Below are 16,900 nucleotides of genomic sequence, written 5' to 3'. Positions count from 1 at the left end.
ACCAGCCAATCGCCTTCGGGAATCGTTACTGCGCCGGCTCTGCCAGCAAGGTAACGCGGATCACCTGCTTCAATTCATACAGCATACGTAGCGCCATCTCGTCCTCGCTCACGATGGCGAAGCGGATGGATGCGCCGATCAGATGGCTGAACAGCTGCGTGCGTGCCTCAAGGTCGATGCGACTTTCAGCGGGCAGGAAAGGCCGGATACTTTCCAGGAAAATTTCGGCGACGCGATTGCTGTGCTGAATGTTGAGCTGGAGGATATCCCTGTCGATATCCGTGCCGAGCCAGACGCCGATATAGGCGGGATCGCTGCGAAACTCGCGATAATACCAGTCGATCATGGTGCAGACGAGCTCGATGGCATGATCGAGCGATGCCACGAAAGCAAAAGCCTCTCCGACCTTTTGCCGGATTCGGCTGGAATGGCGTTCGAGCAAGGCACGGACGATCGCCGCCTTGTCCGGGAAATACTGATAGACGGAGCCGATCGGGATTGCGGCAACCGTAGCCAGTTCGGTCATCTTCATCGCGCTCACCCCCTTCTCGGCGATCAGCGCGGCCGCAACCGACAGGATGGCATCGACACGCTGGATGCTGCGCTCCTGCTGCGGCCTCTTTCGAAAGTTAATACGGTCGGGATTATCCGGATTCATTCTCTTCCCGTTTCATTCTCGCACTGAACGACGCTCAAGCGCGGCCGACGCTATGACACCTGAGGGGTTCAATGCGCGTAAACGGGAAAAGTCCAATTTTAATCATCACTTAGGAGTCAGAATGAACTCCGGAATCGGGGCCAAGACATGGTTTCGGCCCCGGTAATCGGTGAGCCCGCATGCTCAATCCGCGTCGTTCTAGGACAGGTACTTCCTCAGGAAATCGACGGCTCTGCCCCAGGCCAGGTCAGCAGCTTTCTTGTCGTATCGGGCTGCTGAGGTATCGTTGTTGAAGGCATGATTGACGCCTTCATAGACGAAAATCTCGAAGGTCTTGCCGGCTGACTGCAGCTCCTTGCGATAGGCCTCGATGCCGGCGTTGATGCGATCGTCCAACCCGGCATAGTGCAACAAGAGGGCAGCCTTGATGTCAGGCACGTCGTCCGCCGGCGGCTGCGCGCCATAATAGGCAACGCCCGCCTTCAGCTCCGGCGAGATGGTCGCGAAACGGTTGACGAGGCCGCCGCCCCAGCAGAAGCCGACGGCGCCGACCTTGCCGTTGGCGCCATCCGTCTTGGCGAGATAGGTCAGGCTCGCCTCGGCGTTAGCGGCCGTCAATGCCGGATCGAGATTGGTGAACATGTCGCGCGCCTTGTCCTCGTCCTCGGGCGTGCCGCCGAGCGGGGAGAGGAAATCGGGCGCCAGCACCACGAAGCCTTCCAGCGCCATGCGGCGGGCGACATCGCGGATATGCGGATTGAGGCCGCGATTCTCGTGGATGACGATGACCCCGCCGAGCTTGCCGGCTGCATCTTTCGGGCGGACGAGATAGCCCTTCATCTCGCCTTTGCTGCCGGCGAACGTCACATCCTTTGCGTCCAGCCTGCCGTCATCGGCGGCAATGATCTCGGCGCTGGCCTTATTGGCCGCGAGCAGCGGCGCGATGGCAGCGGCGGCACCCGCCGAGCCTGCAAGCTTGGTCAGCTTTTCCATGAAACCCCGACGATCGAGCGTCAGATGCGTGTATTCGTCATAGGCGTTGATCATCGCCTGCGTCACGACCGGCTTTTCCGTGCTCATAATCCGCTTCTCCCTGTTTCCCCGGTGGTAGGCAACAAACGACCGGCCACCCGCTGACAAGATAGGTCAACCGATGTCGGCGTAACGATAAAGGAAAAACACAAACACGTTACCGCAGGTTGCGGCTTACGGAATGCAGGCAGCCTCAGGAGAAGGCGAGCCAGATGCCAAGCCAGCCCCACATGCAGACCAGGGCTGCAAAGCCGAGAGTGAAGAGCGAGCTGCGATAGCGCAGATCATTGCTGGTCACATGCACGAAGGCATGAGCGTAGCGCGTGGCGACGAAGATCCAGGCAAGGATTACGGCCGGCAGATTATCCGCTTGAGCGGTATAGAGGACGATACAGCCGACATGGAAAAGCAAGGGAAGCTCGAACTGATTGGCGAGGCTGTTTCGCACCACCAGGCTTTCCGCCGGTTCGTCGGCTGTATGGTTTTCGCGGAATTGCGCTGGCTGGATGCGGCCGGCCTTCACCAGCACGCGGCGGCGCCATCCGAGGAGCGCATAAAGGATGAAGACCAGTACCGCATGCGCCATCATGGGCCAGAACATTTCAAAGCCAGTCACGCCGCCAACTCCTTTGGAACTTCCGAAAGCCGATAGGGACAATCAGGACGGCCGCGTGCCGTCCGGCGAGAGGTAGCGAAAAATCGCAAAGCGGGCCAGCAGAATAACCGTCACAACCAGCGTCAGGAATTTCAGTCTGACGATGATGGGCAGCAGGCCGGCCAGCAGCGATACCGTGGCATCGGAGGGCGTTGCCGGCGGATAGAGCATCAGGCCCGCAATATTCTCGGCATAATCGACAAGCGCGTAGAAGATCGGCAGGCAGAAGATGACTGCGGTCGCGCCAGGTGGAATCGGCCGGCCGAAGAAAAAGCCGCCGGGGCCGACGAGCCGCATCAGGCAGAACAACAATCCGCCCAGTACCAGCGGGAAGATCAGCTCAGGCCCGAGATACATCGAATGCAGGATTCTGGCCGGGTCGGGATGATCCTTGAGATAGCGCAGCATGGCGACGACGTCTTCGCGCTCATAGCCGCCGATGCGTGCATCGAGCATCTGCTGGCCGGCTGCGGCATCGCTAAAGGTGCGCATGAAACCGGCATAAATCCAGGCGAACAGTGCCAGCGAAAGCGCTGCGAGGATCGCCGCCAGGCCCTGCAAGGACCTGGCGTTGTCCAAAGCGCGATCTGTCATCGATCAGCCGCCTGCGCCCGGATAATTCGGGCTTTCGCGGGTGATCGTGACGTCATGGGCGTGACTTTCGCGCAGGCCCGCGCCGGAGATGCGCACGAAGGTGGCGCGCTCCTGGAAATCCTTGAGATCGGCGCCGCCGACATAGCCCATGGCTGCCTTGAGACCGCCTGCGAGCTGATGCAGCACGCCAGAGACAGGCCCCTTGTAGGGAACCTGGCCTTCGATGCCTTCCGGCACAAGCTTCAGCGTGTCGCGGACCTCGGCCTGGAAGTAGCGATCCGCGGAACCGCGCGCCATGGCGCCGACAGAGCCCATGCCGCGATAGGCCTTGAAGGAGCGACCCTGGTAGAGATAGACCTCGCCCGGGCTTTCATCCGTGCCGGCGAGCAGCGAACCGATCATGGCGGCGGATGCGCCGGCGGCGATCGCCTTTGCCAGGTCACCAGAGAACTTGATGCCGCCATCGGCGATAATCGGGATGTTCTGATCCTGCGCTGCCTGCACAGCCGACATGATGGCGGCCAGCTGCGGAACGCCGACGCCGGCGACGATACGGGTCGTGCAGATGGAGCCGGGGCCGATACCGACCTTGACGGCATCCGCACCTGCATCGATCAACGCGCGCGTGCCGTCATAGGTGGCGACGTTGCCGGCCATGATTCGGACGGAGTTGGACAGCTTCTTGACGCGGGTGACGGCATCGAGAACGCGCTGCGAGTGACCGTGGGCGGTATCGACGACCAGAAGGTCGACGCCGGCGTCGATCAGGCGCTCGGCGCGCTCATAGCCATCGTCGCCGACGCTGATGGCGGCTGCGGCACGAAGGCGGCCCTGGGCATCCTTCGAAGCATGCGGGTTCAGCTGCGACTTCTCGATATCCTTGACGGTGATCAGGCCGACGAGACGGCTGTCGCCATCGACGACAAGTAGCTTTTCGATGCGGTGCGTGTGCAGCAGGCGTTTGGCTTCATGCTGCTGAACACCGTCCTTGACCGTCACGAGATTCTCGCGGGTCATCAGCTCGTAGATCTTCTGCTGGGGATCGGAGGCGAAGCGAACGTCGCGGTTGGTGAGGATGCCGACGAGGCGGTGCGACTTTTCGACGACCGGAATGCCGGAAATGCCGTGGGCCTTCATCAGGCTGAGCGCTTCGGCGAGCGTTGCGTCCGGACCGATGGTGACCGGATTGACGACCATGCCGCTTTCGAACTTCTTGACCTGTCGGACCTCTTCGGCCTGCTGCACCGGTGTCAGATTACGGTGGATAACACCCATGCCGCCGGCCTGAGCCATGGCGATCGCAAGGCGGCTTTCCGTGACCGTATCCATGGCGGCGGAAAGGATCGGCAGGTTGAGCTCGATGTCCTGGGCGATGCGGGTGGCAATATTCGTCTGGCCCGGCATGACCTCGGAGTGTCCCGGCTGCAGGAGCACGTCGTCGAATGTCAGAGCATCCAACCCGGTTGACGTTTCAATGATGCGTGCCATGGCCAATTCCTTCGTCTGTGAAAAACAGGAAAGCCCGGAACGAATCGTCTACCGGGCGATCTTGCAAGTGTTGCTTGGAAGTTGGCGAGGGCTGGTAACACGTCTATGACAGGAAGGGAATAGCAAAAAGCGATGGGCAGGTATGCTAAGCCGCGACTTCAATGCGGGATCCGGCTGCAGTGTTCAGGGATTTCCATGCGGGGGTTGTTAAACACATGCGAAAGCCCTCGTAATCGTCGGCCGCTTTCGGCAAGAGCAGCAATTGCGAGCGGTCTATTCCGGAAGAGTGCGCCATGACATAAGGTATCACGGTCGATTGGACGCAGGAATCCTGATGCCTGCTTGTAACCTAAAGAAATGATCTTTCAATGCTCAAAAGCCCGGTTACATGCGAAGTTCGCTACCACATCGATCACCACAGAATTTCGGAATTCGAAGCTTACAGTCGGATTTGGATTGAGCTCATCGAACGCCATGGCGGAACACATCACGGCTATTTCCTACCCCGGGACAAGCCCGCAGAGGCCGGAGTGAGCTTTCCGGGCATGGGTGAAGAAGGCCCCGGCGGTATAGCGGTCGCACTATTCACATTTCCAGATGAGATAACCTACCTGCAATACCGCGAGCGTGTTGCAGCCGATCCGGACGGAATTGCCGCAAACGAACGCTTCGGTAAGAACCCGCCATTCATCAGCTACGAGCGAACTTTTTTGCGGCCGATGCTACGGGCAACGACTTAGACAGAGGTGGCACTCATGAGTTTCTGGATAGCAAGTGTCGCTGGATTGGCGATCGCTTATCTCGTAGGCTCCATTCCCACGGGCTATCTGGCGGGAAAACTGCTCAAGGGCATCGATCTTCGGGAACACGGTTCCAAGTCCACCGGAGCAACAAATGTATTGCGTACGCTCGGGAAATGGCCTGCTCTTGCGGTGCTTGTGATTGATGTACTGAAGGGTGCTGGAGCGATCATCTTTGCCCGTTGGTTCTATCCTTGGCTCTGCACGCTGCCAACTGCCTCGTTGTCCACGGCACTTGATCCACGCAATCAACAAGCCTGGATGCCCTCGGCGGTTTGCTTGGCCGGGCTAGCCGTGCTGCTCGGGCATAGCCGCCCCATTTGGCTGAATTTTCGGGGCGGTAAGTCCGTCGCGACCGGATTAGGCTTGCTGCTGGCGATAGCTTGGCCGGTAGGCTTGGGCGCGGTAACGGTTTTTGGCGTCGTCCTGGCTATATTTCGGATTGTTTCCTTGGGATCGATCCTGGCAGCACTGACCGCGATTGCCCTTGCCTGCGGCCTGGAGCAGCCATTGCCCTATCGGCTGCTGGTGATTGCTGGCAGCCTTTACGTGATTGTGCGCCATCGTACGAACATTCAGCGTCTGCTGGCAGGAACGGAACCTCGTCTCGGGCGAAGTGCCGTGGTCCCGAATTGAAACGGGATCGCACATCCGGCATATGCGATCCCATGCTGCCTCGATTGGCTCAAACATCGAACTGGTAGCTTTTCGGAATGTAGCGGAAGCCTTCCGGTTGTTTCTCGACGAAGCCGACGGCGGGGAAAGGCATGTGGAAGCCGAGGAAGGGGATGCGGTCGGCGGCGATCATGTCGAAGATACGGCGGCGGGTTTTCGCGGCCTGCGCCTTGTCCACATCGAAGCGGACCTCCCAATCCGGGCGGCCGAGCGACAGGACATAATGGTTGGCGGTGTCGCCGGTCATAACAAGCTGCCTACCACCGGATTCCAGGTGGAAAACGAGATGGCCGGGGGTGTGGCCCGGCGCCAGCATGGCGGTCATGCCGCTGACGATCTGACCGCCATCCTTTAGGAAGGTCATCTTCTCGGCGAAGGGTACGACATTGGCGAGCACCGCCTTATGCCCGCCTTCCGCCGGCGTTCCCTCACGCGCCTTGTCCGTCCAGAACCCATACTCGATCTCGCCGGTAACGTAGCGAGCGTTCGGAAACGCCGGGCCGCCCTCCTCCATCAGTCCGTTGATGTGATCGCCATGCAGATGCGTGAGCGCGACGACGGTGACCTGCTCGGGCGTGTAGCCGACGGCCTTCAGCCCCTCGAGAAAACGGCCGAGGCCACGCGCGCGTCCGGCTGCACCAAAGCCGGTATCGACGACGATCACATCGGAACCGGTATCGATGATGGCGGGCGCATAGCTGTTCACGAGCTTTTCCGTCGGCAGGAAATTCTGCTCCAGCAATTTGCGAACCGTATCGGGGGCCTGGTTCGAGCCAAAGGTCTCCCAGGGATTATCCATGATGCTGGCGCCGTCCTTGACGACGGTTACGGTGCAGGATCCTAATTTGAACTGATGCGTATCCGGGGGCAGGACGGCAGTCATGAACTTACTCCTTGTGCTGATGCGCAACGTAAGCTGCGCCTATCGGCGTCGTCGGCAGCAACGGCCCTGGAACACATGCTGCTTGACCGAAAATTGGTCATGACAAGACGATCCGAATCCGCTAATACACCGAACGATGTTTTATGCGTTTGGCATTTACATGCTCTTAGCATATGTCAAACCCTGTGTTCCGCGCCAGCGACAGCGGCCATCACGAAGACGTGATCCCCAAGCATTCATGGAGTAAGATCCGGGATTGGCAGCGGCCTCGCATAGGACTACAGAGCGGCTGATCGCGCCAACAGCGATAGCCTTACCGCAGACAGACCTATCGAGGCAGATGCCTATGAATCGCATCGTTCCATTGATCCTCGCCGTCGCTCTCTTCATGGAACAAATGGATTCCACCGTCATCGCGACAGCGCTGCCGGCCATCGCCAACGATCTCCATGTCGGCCCGATCACGCTCAAGCTGGCCCTGACCTCCTACATGGTGTCGCTGGCCGTCTTCATCCCGATCAGCGGCTGGATGGCGGATCGCTTCGGCGCGAAGAACATCTTCCGTGTTGCCATCTGCGTCTTCGTCATCGGTTCCATCATGTGCGCCTTTTCGGGCGGCCTGCTGGAATTCGTCTTCGCCCGCTTCCTGCAGGGCGTTGGCGGCTCGATGATGACTCCGGTCGGGCGCCTTGTGCTGGTGCGCACCACGCAGAAAAGCGACCTGGTTTCGGCCATGGCGCTGCTTTCCATCCCGGCGCTCGTCGGCCCGCTTGCCGGCCCGCCGCTCGGCGGCTTCATCACTACCTATGCTTCCTGGCACTGGATCTTCCTGATCAACGTTCCCGTTGGCATCCTCGGCGTGATCTTGGCGTCAATCTTCCTGCCTGAGGTGGAAGCGACCAAGCCACCGAAGCTCGATGTCATCGGCTTCCTGCTGACGTCCTTTGCCGCCTCCGGGGTCGTTTTCGGCATGTCCGTCATCAGCCTGCCGGCGCTGCCGCCCTATATCGGCATCTCGGCCGTCGTCATCGGCTTCGTCTGCGGCTTCCTCTATATCGGCCATGCGCGCCGACACCCGGCGCCGATCCTCGATCTCACGCTGCTGAAGAACGCCACCTTCCGCGCCTCGGTGACGGGCGGCACGCTGTTCCGCATCTGCATCGGCGCCATGCCGTTCTTAACCCCGCTGATGCTGCAGCTCGGCTTCGGCCTTAATCCGTTCCAGTCCGGCCTCATCACCTTTGCCGGCGCGATCGGTGCGATCTCTACCAAGTTCATCGCGCGCCGCGTCTTCACCGCCGTCGGCTTCAAGACGGCGCTGCTTTCGGCTGCTGCCGTCACGACAGTCACGACGATCTGCACCGGCCTTTTCCAGCCGTGGACGCCGCATCTCATCATTGTCGGCATCCTGCTGATCGGCGGCTTCTCGCGCTCGTTCTTCTTCACCGGCATCAATGCGCTCGCCTTTGCCGATATCACCGACAAGCAGGCAAGCCAGGCGACATCGATGAGCTCGGTCATGCAGCAGATCAGCCTGGCGCTCGGCGTTGCCGTCGCCGCCATGATCCTGGAAGCCTCGACCTTCTTCAGCGGCACGCAGCTGCAGGTTCGCGATTTCCATATCGCATTCTTCTGCATTTCGATCCTGACCGTGGTCGCCACCATCCCCTTCATCCGCATGGATCGCAGCGCCGGCGCCATGGTTTCCGGCCACAAGGCTGGCCTCAAGCGTGTCGCAGCGGTACAGCCGCAGGTGGAGCAGACGGCCGCAAAGTGATGGTCCAGCCCTCATTGCGCTTCAGCCAAACGGCAGCGCAATGAGGGTTTCGTCAGTTTAGCGATTGAGGGTCGCCGGATTTAGCGGTCGGCGGCGGATTGCTCTTCTTCGGTCTCGCCTTCCGGCTTCCGGCCCTTGAAGCCTTTAGCCAGCAGGAACATTTCCACCGACTCGGCTCTGGATGCGCCGGGCTTTACATGGACGACCTGACGGAAATTCTGCTTGAGGAAGGTCAGCAGGTCTCGCTCCGTGCCGCCCTGGAAGGTCTTGGCGAGGAAATGCCCGCCTTCGGCCAGCACCTCGACGGCGAAATGCGCTGCCACTTCGCAGAGATGCATCGTGCGCAGGTGATCGGTCCGGTGATGACCGGTCGTCGGCGCGGCCATATCCGACAGCACCAGATCGGGCGTACCTCCGACCGCATCGATCAGCCGCTGCGGCGCATCCGGCTCCAAAAAGTCGAGCTGCAGGATGCTGACGCCAGGGATCGGCGCCATTTCGAGGAAGTCGATAGCGGCGACGCGGATATCCTCCTCGGTCGAATCGGTCACCTTGGCGGCGATCTGCGACCAGCTGCCCGGAGCGGCACCCAGATCGATGATGCGGCGCGCGCCCTTGAGGATCTGATGCTTCTCGTCGATCTCCAGTAGCTTGAACGCGGCGCGGGCGCGGTAACCTTCAAGCTGGGCGCGCTGCACATAGGGATCGTTGATATGGCGCTGCAGCCATTGGCGCGACGAAGCCTTCAGCTTCTTTTTCTTGACGCGCTGGCCGAGCTTGCGGCCCGTGCGGTTGCCGGCGATGGTTGGCTTGGTCACGTCTGCGGCCCCTTCATATCCCTCGGTCGATGACCCCGGCGCGAGCGGCCCCGCCGCCAAACGCCATCGTCTGCCATCATGTCGGTCAGCAATCCCTCGCGTAGGCCGCGATCGGCAACGCGCATACGCGGGCTCGGCCAGCGGCGGCGGATCGCCTCCAGAATGGCGCATCCCGCCAGCACCAGATCGGCGCGATCCGGTCCGATACAGGGATTGGCGGCGCGGCCGGCAAAATCCCAAGACAAGAGCTTGGCCTGCATCGCGCTCACCTCGTCATCCGACAGCCAGACGCCGTCGACCCTGCGCCGATCGTAACGCGGCAGATCGAGGTGAACGCCGGCAAGCGTCGTCACAGTGCCCGAAGTTCCGATCAGGTGGAAGTCGCCGCTGTCGCGTGCTGCGCCATGCACCGGCGGGCAATCGAAACGCTCGAGCATGCGCTGGACTTCGCACACCATCGTCTCGAACAGTTCAGGCGTTACATCGCGACCGCCATGCCGCTCGGAGAGCGTGACGACACCGACGGGCAGCGAGGTCCAATGGGTGATGTGATTGGCCAGCCGGCTGGAGCGATTCTCGCCGATACGGATGACGGCAATTTCGGAGGAGCCGCCGCCAATATCGAACAGAACGACAGAGCGCGCCTCCGGTCCCACCAGCGACGAGCAGCCGGAAACGGCAAGCCGTGCCTCGGTCTCGCGATCAATGATTTCGAGCTGGAGTCCTGTTTCTTCGGTCACGCGCGCAAGGAAAGCTTCGCCGTTGTCCGCCGCGCGGCAGGCTTCGGTCGCGATCAGCCGCATGCGCCGGATTTCGCGTGTCTTCAGCTTGGCCGCGCAGATGCGCAGCGCCTCCACAGCCCGATCCATGGCATCGCTCGACAGACGTCCGCTGGCTCCAAGTCCTTCGCCGAGGCGCACGATGCGCGAAAAGGCATCGACCACCCGGAACTGGCCGGGGCGGGTCGGCTGCGCGATCAGCAGGCGGCAATTGTTGGTGCCGAGGTCGAGGGCCGCATAGAGGTCGAGTGGCCGGGAATCAGCGTCGGCATAGTGGTGATGTTGGCCCTGCCCTTCGCGGCGCGGCGGCGATTGCCTGATCTGGCGATGCTCGTCATGGGCCACTGGCGCATGCGCGTTCGAAGGCGCATTGGCAGGCGCGACGATCTGCGCCACTTTCTCATGCACCAGAGGCCGGCCCTGCAGGCCACGCTTGCTGCGATGCTTGCGTCGGTTCTTGCCGCTTTTATGCGAAGACGGATGGCCATGATCCGGCGAGGCACGATGCTCAGCCGGTGTCGAAAGCTGCTGTGTCTGGGAAGCAGGCTGCGGGCCACCTTGGGCTGCGCGTGCACGGCGCCGGCGCTTGCGCTTTTTGGCCGGTAAGCCGGCCTCATCCTCTGCTGGGCGTTGCGCCACCTGGCCGGACTTGCCTGCCTGGGCGGCCTCCGCAGAATGAGCGTTCGGACGGCCGTGACCGCGCTTACGCTTCGCGCGCCGGGAGGATTTACCCTTCCTGCGCTCTGCTGCCGACGCCCCGTCTGCCTGCGGCGCTAGGCCGCTGTCGGGGTCACTCACGTATCTTTTCCACCGCGCCGCGCAAGGCCCCTGAGGGTATGCTGCTGGCGCTCGTTCGATTTTCGTTGGGCAAAGAATACCAGCAGGATGGGTTTTCGCCAAATTCTTTTTGAATCACGCCATTTTAGTCGCGCGCCAAACAGCCCTCACGCGACCAGATGCGCCCTGACATCAGCCGCAAGTTGCTCCATCCGGTCGATCGGCGCATGCCCGATCAGCATGAAGGCGTGGGTGGCGCTCGACCAATAAACGACATTCATGCCCTTGCGATTTTCCATATCCGGCGCCGCCGCACCCTTGGCGGATCGGACGATGCAGAGCGCCATGGGACCGCTTTCCGGATCGAGATAGGCGATCTGAGCCAACGGCTTGCTGTCATAATTCAGGATCTGAGCACGCTTGAACTCGATACCCGGCATGGCGACGGCTTCGGGCGCCAGCGATAGATTCAATTTGGCGCCGACTTCATTCAATTGCACAACCTGTTGCGCATGATCACCGGCCGGAGCGCTCAGCGTATCCGCCGTATAGAGCGAGAGATATTCCGCCACTACGGCACGCCATTCCGCATCTTCGTCCGGTTTCGAAAGCCGGTGGCCGATGCCGATCACGGCACGGTCGACGGCAATAGCAGCGACGAAGCTTGCGGCGACGGCCGCAAGGAAACCACGGCGGCCGATGCCGGCAGTGCTGGCTTTGCTCTCCTCTCTCAAGGGAATGCCGGCAAGCATGGCATCCAGCCTCGCAGCCGGAGCCTCGGCAAGCATCGGCTGGAATGCCTCTGCGAAGGGCAAGGTGCTGCGCGACAGAAAATCGAATCGCTCCGCCACGCGCTCGTCGTCGGCGATCAATCGTTCGATCCGCTCGCGCTCGGAGACATTCAGCTCGCCATCGATGAAGGCGGTGAGCTGCTCGTCCGAGGGCATCTGTCCTTTATGCGATTCACTCATTTCCATTCCCCAGTCGCTCACCTCCGGACGATTTCCCGTCAGCCGCCATTCCCATGCCCTCAGCGAGTTTCGCCCGCGCCGCCGCCAGCCGGCTCATGACCGTTCCGATCGGCACATCAAGAACGTCAGCCACCTCGCGATAGGAAAGCCCTTCGACATAGGCCAGGAACACCGCAGTGCGCTGCGCCTCCGGAAGGGCCTGAACGCGCTGCAACACCTGCCCGACCAAAATATGCGTTTCGGTTTGCCGAGCACCGTCGAAAACCAGCGTCTCGTCGGCATCGACAAAGCCCTGCCCCATACGCACTCGGCGCGAGCGGACCTCGTTCAGCCAGATCGAATGCAGGATGGCAAAGAGCCAGCGATCGAGCCGCGTGCCCGATGTGAACTGAGCCGCTCGCTCTAGAGCCCTGACGCAGGTCGCCTGCACGAGATCGTCGGCCACGTCACGCTGACGCGACAGCACCACACCATAGCGCCACAGCCGCGTCAGATGCTGGGAAAGTCCCGCCCTGATATCCTCTTCGCTCGCTATGACAGCCTCCGCCATTCCCGCATGTCCGGGAGCCGCCGATCTTTTTGGCGGCTCCGCTGCCGTCAGACTATAAGCGGAAATTGCGCCACGAGCGACTGGCATCACTCCCATATCCCTCGCAAAGCTCCCTGCTTGCCGTCTTTATCCCCGGCGCTTACCTGCGATCACAGGCTGGACGGATTCATGATCGCGGCGTGAAGATCGCGATATTCCTCGCAGCTCGTATTGCCGCAGAGCGTCTTGATCGTGCTCAGCTGGTCCTTGGCGAGGTCCATCTGGCCCTTGATGACGTAGGCTTCGCCGAGATATTCACGAACCAGCGTGTACTTCGGATCCATGGCGACAGACTTCTGGTAATAGGAGATGCCTTCGTCGGTACGGCCGAGCTTACGGGTGGCGTAACCGCGATAGTTCAGCGCTTCTGCCGTATTCGGATTCTTCATCGTGTCGAGAACCGCCAGGGCTTCCTCGTAACGATGATCCTTCTTGGCGAGCGAGTATGCATAATCCGCGCGGTTCTCGTCCGTGACGTTGGCACCCTGCTGCTTGACGCACTTCTTGGTCTTCTGATCGTAGATCTCGCCCTTCTTGCAGGTCGGCGTCGTGCTCGAATCGTTGCCGGCAGCAAAGACCGGGATGGCGAAAGCGCCGAGGGTCAGGCTTGCGCCGAGAGCGATGGAAGCCAGGCGAATTGCTTTGGTCGTCATGGAATGTCTCCTTGGCAAAATGAACGTTGCGAGGGGAGAACACACCATCGGCATCTTTTATTCGGATGATGCGCGAAATTTTTTCGGCGCATCCCAATGCGGGACGCCGTCACTCTTTCGTGACTGCTCCGGCATCGAATAGACCACCCTCACGACGTGTTTCCATCCCACGCCCCTCAAGGGCGCAGGAGAAACTCGTGACCGATACCGTCAAACTTCTAAGCCTTGCCGTCGCAACCCCCGACAACATCATTCTCCAGACCGACGCTGCCGAGACGGCGGCCCGTCTGTTCTCGGATCGTTTTCAGGATTTCAAATATCTCGCGCGCGTGTTCGAGAGCACCAGCATTCGCAAGCGCCATGTGGCACGGCCCCTTTCTTGGTTCGAAGAGCCGCACGGCTGGCAGGATCGCATGGCTGCCTATGTTGAGGTGGCCTCCGAGCTTTTCCGCCGTTCTGCAACGGCAGCGCTGCAACGCGCCGGCCTTGAGGCCCGGCATGTGGACTGCGTTGTTACAGCCTCATCCACCGGGCTTGCGACGCCGAGCCTCGACGCGCGGCTGGCCGGCTTGATGGGCTTCCGTGCCGATATCGAGCGTGTACCGGTCTTCGGGCTCGGCTGTGCAGCCGGCGTATCCGGTCTTGCGGTCGCGACGAAGATGGCACGAAGCCGGCCAGGCGCCGTTGTCCTTTTTGTCTCGATCGAACTCTGCTCCCTTGCCTTTCGGCTGGACGAACTGACACGGCCCAACATCATTGCCACCGCGCTATTCGGCGACGGAGCAGCGGCCTGTGTGCTGCGGGCCGGCGAAAGCGGCATTGCGGAAATCGAATCGACCGGCGAACATCTTTTCCCCGAGAGCCTCGGCATCATGGGCTGGAAGATCGATGATACCGGCTTCGGTATCATCCTCGAACAATCGCTGCCGGTCTTTGCCGAGACGCATCTCAAGGGCGCGGTTGCCGGCATTCTGGAGCGATCCCGGCTTTTGATCTCCGATATCGACCGCTTCATCTGTCATCCGGGCGGCGCCAAGGTGCTGGCGGCACTCGAAAGCGCGCTCGGCCTTGAAGAAGGCTCGCTCGATATCGAACGCGAGGTGATCCGCGACTACGGCAACATGTCTTCGCCCACCGTGCTGTTCGTGCTGGAGCGCGCCATTGCGGCCGGCTTGCCGGAGCGTTCCGCCCTGCTGGCCATGGGGCCGGGATTTTCGGCAAGCTGCATCACCTTGAGGAGGGTCGCCTGATGCTGTGGCCATCGATCGCACTTCTGACTTTCGTGACGCTGCAGCGGCTGGCGGAGCTCGTCTATGCAGGGCATAACACCGCAGCACTCCTTGCCCGCGGCGCCCGGGAATATGCAGCGGAGCACTATCCCTTCATGGTGGCGACGCATGCGGCCTGGCTGATCGGATTGTGGCTGCTCGCCATCGGCCGGCCTGTCGATCTCGTCTGGTTCCTGCTCTTCATGGTGCTGCAGGGACTGCGCCTCTGGGTACTGGCGACACTGAGGGATCGTTGGACGACGCGCATCATCATATTGCCCCGCGCGGCGCTGGTGACCAAAGGACCCTATCGCTTCCTCAGCCATCCGAACTATACCGTCGTCGTCGGCGAGATCGCTGTCTTGCCGCTCGCCTTTGGCATGCCGCTTTACGCCGCGATCTTTTCGCTGCTCAACGGCATCATTCTTGTGATCCGCATCCGCGCCGAAAACGCCTGCCTGAAACAGATGCGGCCTGACCGCATTTTTCAATTGCGCCGCTGAAATTTGGCAGGCATTTTCGATGCTTAGAGCGCGGTCAGACAATACGGAACGATCGAGCGGCAATGCAATAGGCATGCGGATAGCAGGATAAAATGACAAAGGACGCAATCGTTCTCGGTGCAGGCATCGTCGGTGTTTCGACGGCAATCCATCTGCAGCGGCGGGGGCGGCAAGTCGTCCTCGTCGACCGCCAGCCACCGGGCCAGGGAACATCCTTCGGCAATGCCGGCCTCATTCAGCGCGAGGGCGTCGTGCCCTACGGCTTCCCGCAGCAATTCGGCCTGCTGCTGCGCTATGCCTTCAATAATCGCATCGACGCGCATTACCATCTGCGCGCCCTGCCTGCGCAAATCGCCTTCCTCGCCCGCTATTGGTGGAACTCCAATACCAAGCGCCATGAGATGATTTCGCGCGCCTATGCGCCGCTGATCGAACATTCCGTCAGCGAGCACAATGATCTCATCGAAGCCTCGCATGCCGAAGAGCTCATTCGCAAGAACGGCTGGGTGGAGCTGTTCCGTTCGAACGGGAAGCGCGACGCCGAGTTTGCCGAGGCCGAACGACTCAATCGCGAATTCGGGATCGGTTACGACGCGCTGAGCGGTGCGGATATCATAACCATGGAGCCGCATCTCAGAGGCAATTTTTCCGGCGCGCTTCGCTGGCGCGACCCCTGGTCGGTGCTCGACCCGCACGGGCTGACATCAGCCTATCGCCGATATTTCGAAAGCATTGGCGGGCGTGTGACGACGGGAGATGCCGTCTCGCTCGGAATGGCCGGCTCGGCCTGGAGAATGGTGACGGCGGAAGGGTCGATCGAGGCGGAGGATGTCGTCGTCGCACTCGGTCCCTGGGCCGATATCGTCACGAAACGTTTCGGTTATGCCTTCCCGCTCGGCGTCAAGCGCGGCTATCACATGCATTACGCCACCGAGGGCGACGCCATCCTCAACAACTGGACGCTGGATGCCGAGCGCGGCTATCTGCTGGCGCCGATGAGCCGCGGCATCCGGCTCACAACCGGTGCCGAATTCGCCCTGCGCGATGCTCCGAAGACACCGGTCCAGCTCGACCGTGCCGAAGCCGTCGCGCGCACCACCTTCCCGCTTGGCGAGCGGCTCGATCCGGAACCCTGGATGGGAGCACGGCCTTGCACACCCGATATGATGCCGATCATCGGAAAGGCACCGCGCCATAACGGCCTATGGTTCGCCTTCGGTCATGCCCATCACGGGCTGACGCTCGGCCCGGTGACCGGCCGCGTGCTCGCCGAGCTCATCACCGGCGAGAAGCCCTTCATCGATATTTCGACTTACGCTCCGGGCCGGTTTGCGCCCTGAGCCGCTCTATCTCACGCAATTCCGGACGGAAAACCGCTACGCACTTTTCCTGGAATTGCTTTAGAGGATTGCCCGGAGGCTTCTGACAGACGCATCGACGATCTCTTCGATCGTGGCGTCGATGTCGACGGTGACGACACCGGGCTCGCCCGTCGGTACTTCCAGCGTCTGCAATTGGCTTTCGAGCAGCGAGGTCGGCATGAAATGCCCCTTGCGCTCGCCCATGCGCTTCGTCAGCAGCTCTTTGGAGCCTTCGAGATAGATGAAATAGAGATGACCGCCGGCGGATGCCCGCAAGCGTTCGCGATAGACGCGCTTCAACGCCGAGCAGGTCACGGCAACGCCTTCGCCTTTCGCAAGGCTTGCCGATATTTCCTGGCCGATCTTTTCGAGCCACGGCCAGCGATCCTCATCCGTCAGCGGAATGCCCTTGCTCATCTTCTCGACATTGGCTGCCGGATGCAGGGCATCGCCTTCGATGAAATGGATGCCGAGCTTGGCCGCCACACCCTCACCGATGGAGGATTTACCGCTGCCGCTCACACCCATGACGATGATGGCAAGCGGGGTGTCCTGATTATCGCGCATAGGCCTATCCGAAATGATTGATTTCAAACCGGGCACGGTCGCTCTTCAGCCA

At 61.1% G+C, this 16,900-nt stretch carries 18 protein-coding genes; 6 read left to right on the top strand and 12 right to left on the bottom strand.

Features of this window, described 5'->3' with window-relative positions; genetic code table 11:
- Window positions 1-25: 25 nt before the first annotated feature.
- The 5 genes from ACK83U_RS01920 to guaB form a co-directional block, all read right to left on the bottom strand.
- Window positions 26-658: a TetR/AcrR family transcriptional regulator gene (locus ACK83U_RS01920; protein WP_112398732.1), complete on the bottom strand. Its 633-nt coding sequence runs from the start codon at window positions 656-658 to the stop codon at window positions 26-28.
- A gap of 198 nt (window positions 659-856) precedes the next feature.
- Window positions 857-1,738, bottom strand: coding sequence for a dienelactone hydrolase family protein (locus ACK83U_RS01915; protein ID WP_112608235.1), 882 nt, complete (start codon window positions 1,736-1,738; stop codon window positions 857-859).
- 145 nt (window positions 1,739-1,883) lie between these two features.
- The gene (locus ACK83U_RS01910; RefSeq protein WP_112608237.1) at window positions 1,884-2,306 is read right to left on the bottom strand and encodes an MAPEG family protein; all 423 of its coding nucleotides are present in this window, start codon (window positions 2,304-2,306) and stop codon (window positions 1,884-1,886) included.
- Window positions 2,307-2,348: 42 nt separating this feature from the next.
- Entirely contained in the window at window positions 2,349-2,939 is a 591-nt protein-coding gene (locus ACK83U_RS01905; protein WP_112608239.1) for a hypothetical protein, read from the bottom strand.
- A 3-nt stretch (window positions 2,940-2,942) separates the two neighbouring features.
- Window positions 2,943-4,427 carry an IMP dehydrogenase gene (gene guaB, locus ACK83U_RS01900; RefSeq protein ID WP_112335356.1) on the bottom strand — a complete coding sequence of 495 codons (1,485 nt, stop codon included), beginning with the start codon at window positions 4,425-4,427 and terminating at the stop codon, window positions 2,943-2,945.
- A 368-nt stretch (window positions 4,428-4,795) separates the two neighbouring features.
- Between guaB and ACK83U_RS01895 the strand changes: the two genes are divergently transcribed.
- Complete coding sequence (locus ACK83U_RS01895; RefSeq protein WP_112608241.1) at window positions 4,796-5,167, top strand: NIPSNAP family protein; 372 nt, start codon at window positions 4,796-4,798, stop codon at window positions 5,165-5,167.
- 15 nt (window positions 5,168-5,182) lie between these two features.
- Window positions 5,183-5,863, top strand: a complete 681-nt coding sequence (plsY, locus tag ACK83U_RS01890; protein WP_112608243.1) for a glycerol-3-phosphate 1-O-acyltransferase PlsY — start codon at window positions 5,183-5,185, stop codon at window positions 5,861-5,863.
- A 49-nt stretch (window positions 5,864-5,912) separates the two neighbouring features.
- Here the strand turns inward: plsY and ACK83U_RS01885 are convergent, their stop codons facing one another.
- The gene (locus ACK83U_RS01885; RefSeq protein ID WP_112608245.1) at window positions 5,913-6,785 is read right to left on the bottom strand and encodes an MBL fold metallo-hydrolase; all 873 of its coding nucleotides are present in this window, start codon (window positions 6,783-6,785) and stop codon (window positions 5,913-5,915) included.
- A 346-nt stretch (window positions 6,786-7,131) separates the two neighbouring features.
- On the opposite strand from ACK83U_RS01885, the gene ACK83U_RS01880 reads away from it, so the two are divergent.
- On the top strand, window positions 7,132-8,562 hold the full coding sequence (locus ACK83U_RS01880) for an MFS transporter (protein WP_112608247.1): 1,431 nt from the start codon (window positions 7,132-7,134) through the stop codon (window positions 8,560-8,562).
- An 80-nt stretch (window positions 8,563-8,642) separates the two neighbouring features.
- Here the strand turns inward: ACK83U_RS01880 and ACK83U_RS01875 are convergent, their stop codons facing one another.
- From ACK83U_RS01875 to ACK83U_RS01855, 5 genes are all read right to left on the bottom strand, one after another.
- On the bottom strand, window positions 8,643-9,380 hold the full coding sequence (locus ACK83U_RS01875; protein ID WP_112398726.1) for an RlmE family RNA methyltransferase: 738 nt from the start codon (window positions 9,378-9,380) through the stop codon (window positions 8,643-8,645).
- Window positions 9,377-10,957 (bottom strand): Ppx/GppA phosphatase family protein, encoded by a 1,581-nt coding sequence (locus ACK83U_RS01870; RefSeq protein ID WP_412474773.1) that lies wholly within the window; start codon window positions 10,955-10,957, stop codon window positions 9,377-9,379. The genes ACK83U_RS01875 and ACK83U_RS01870 overlap by 4 nt, the downstream gene beginning before the upstream one ends.
- 146 nt (window positions 10,958-11,103) lie before the next feature.
- Window positions 11,104-11,907 carry an anti-sigma factor family protein gene (locus ACK83U_RS01865; RefSeq protein ID WP_412474772.1) on the bottom strand — a complete coding sequence of 268 codons (804 nt, stop codon included), beginning with the start codon at window positions 11,905-11,907 and terminating at the stop codon, window positions 11,104-11,106.
- Window positions 11,900-12,544 (bottom strand): RNA polymerase sigma factor, encoded by a 645-nt coding sequence (locus ACK83U_RS01860; protein WP_412474771.1) that lies wholly within the window; start codon window positions 12,542-12,544, stop codon window positions 11,900-11,902. Before ACK83U_RS01860 ends, ACK83U_RS01865 begins: the two co-directional genes overlap by 8 nt.
- Window positions 12,545-12,606: 62 nt before the next feature.
- Entirely contained in the window at window positions 12,607-13,149 is a 543-nt protein-coding gene (locus tag ACK83U_RS01855) for a tetratricopeptide repeat protein (RefSeq protein WP_112608255.1), read from the bottom strand.
- Window positions 13,150-13,346: 197 nt separating this feature from the next.
- Here ACK83U_RS01855 and ACK83U_RS01850 point away from each other — a divergent pair, with 197 nt between their 5' ends.
- The 3 genes from ACK83U_RS01850 (at window position 13,347) to ACK83U_RS01840 (ending at window position 16,260) form a co-directional block, all read left to right on the top strand.
- Window positions 13,347-14,399, top strand: a complete 1,053-nt coding sequence (locus tag ACK83U_RS01850) for a type III polyketide synthase (RefSeq protein ID WP_112608257.1) — start codon at window positions 13,347-13,349, stop codon at window positions 14,397-14,399.
- Window positions 14,399-14,920: an isoprenylcysteine carboxyl methyltransferase family protein gene (locus ACK83U_RS01845; protein ID WP_412474770.1), complete on the top strand. Its 522-nt coding sequence runs from the start codon at window positions 14,399-14,401 to the stop codon at window positions 14,918-14,920. Before ACK83U_RS01850 ends, ACK83U_RS01845 begins: the two co-directional genes overlap by 1 nt.
- A gap of 92 nt (window positions 14,921-15,012) precedes the next feature.
- A complete protein-coding gene (locus ACK83U_RS01840) occupies window positions 15,013-16,260 on the top strand; it encodes an NAD(P)/FAD-dependent oxidoreductase (RefSeq protein ID WP_112608261.1) in 1,248 nt (415 codons plus the stop codon).
- Between the two features lie 60 nt (window positions 16,261-16,320).
- On the opposite strand, the gene ACK83U_RS01835 is transcribed toward ACK83U_RS01840, so the two are convergent.
- Window positions 16,321-16,848, bottom strand: a complete 528-nt coding sequence (locus tag ACK83U_RS01835) for a gluconokinase (RefSeq protein ID WP_112608263.1) — start codon at window positions 16,846-16,848, stop codon at window positions 16,321-16,323.
- Between the last annotated feature and the right edge of the window lie 52 nt (window positions 16,849-16,900).

Source organism: Rhizobium sp. WW22 (genome assembly GCF_047041135.1).
In the GTDB taxonomy this organism is placed as follows: Bacteria; Pseudomonadota; Alphaproteobacteria; order Rhizobiales; family Rhizobiaceae; genus Rhizobium.
The sequence above is the reverse complement of the archived record's forward strand: the minus strand, read 5'-3'. Positions and strand labels throughout refer to the sequence as shown.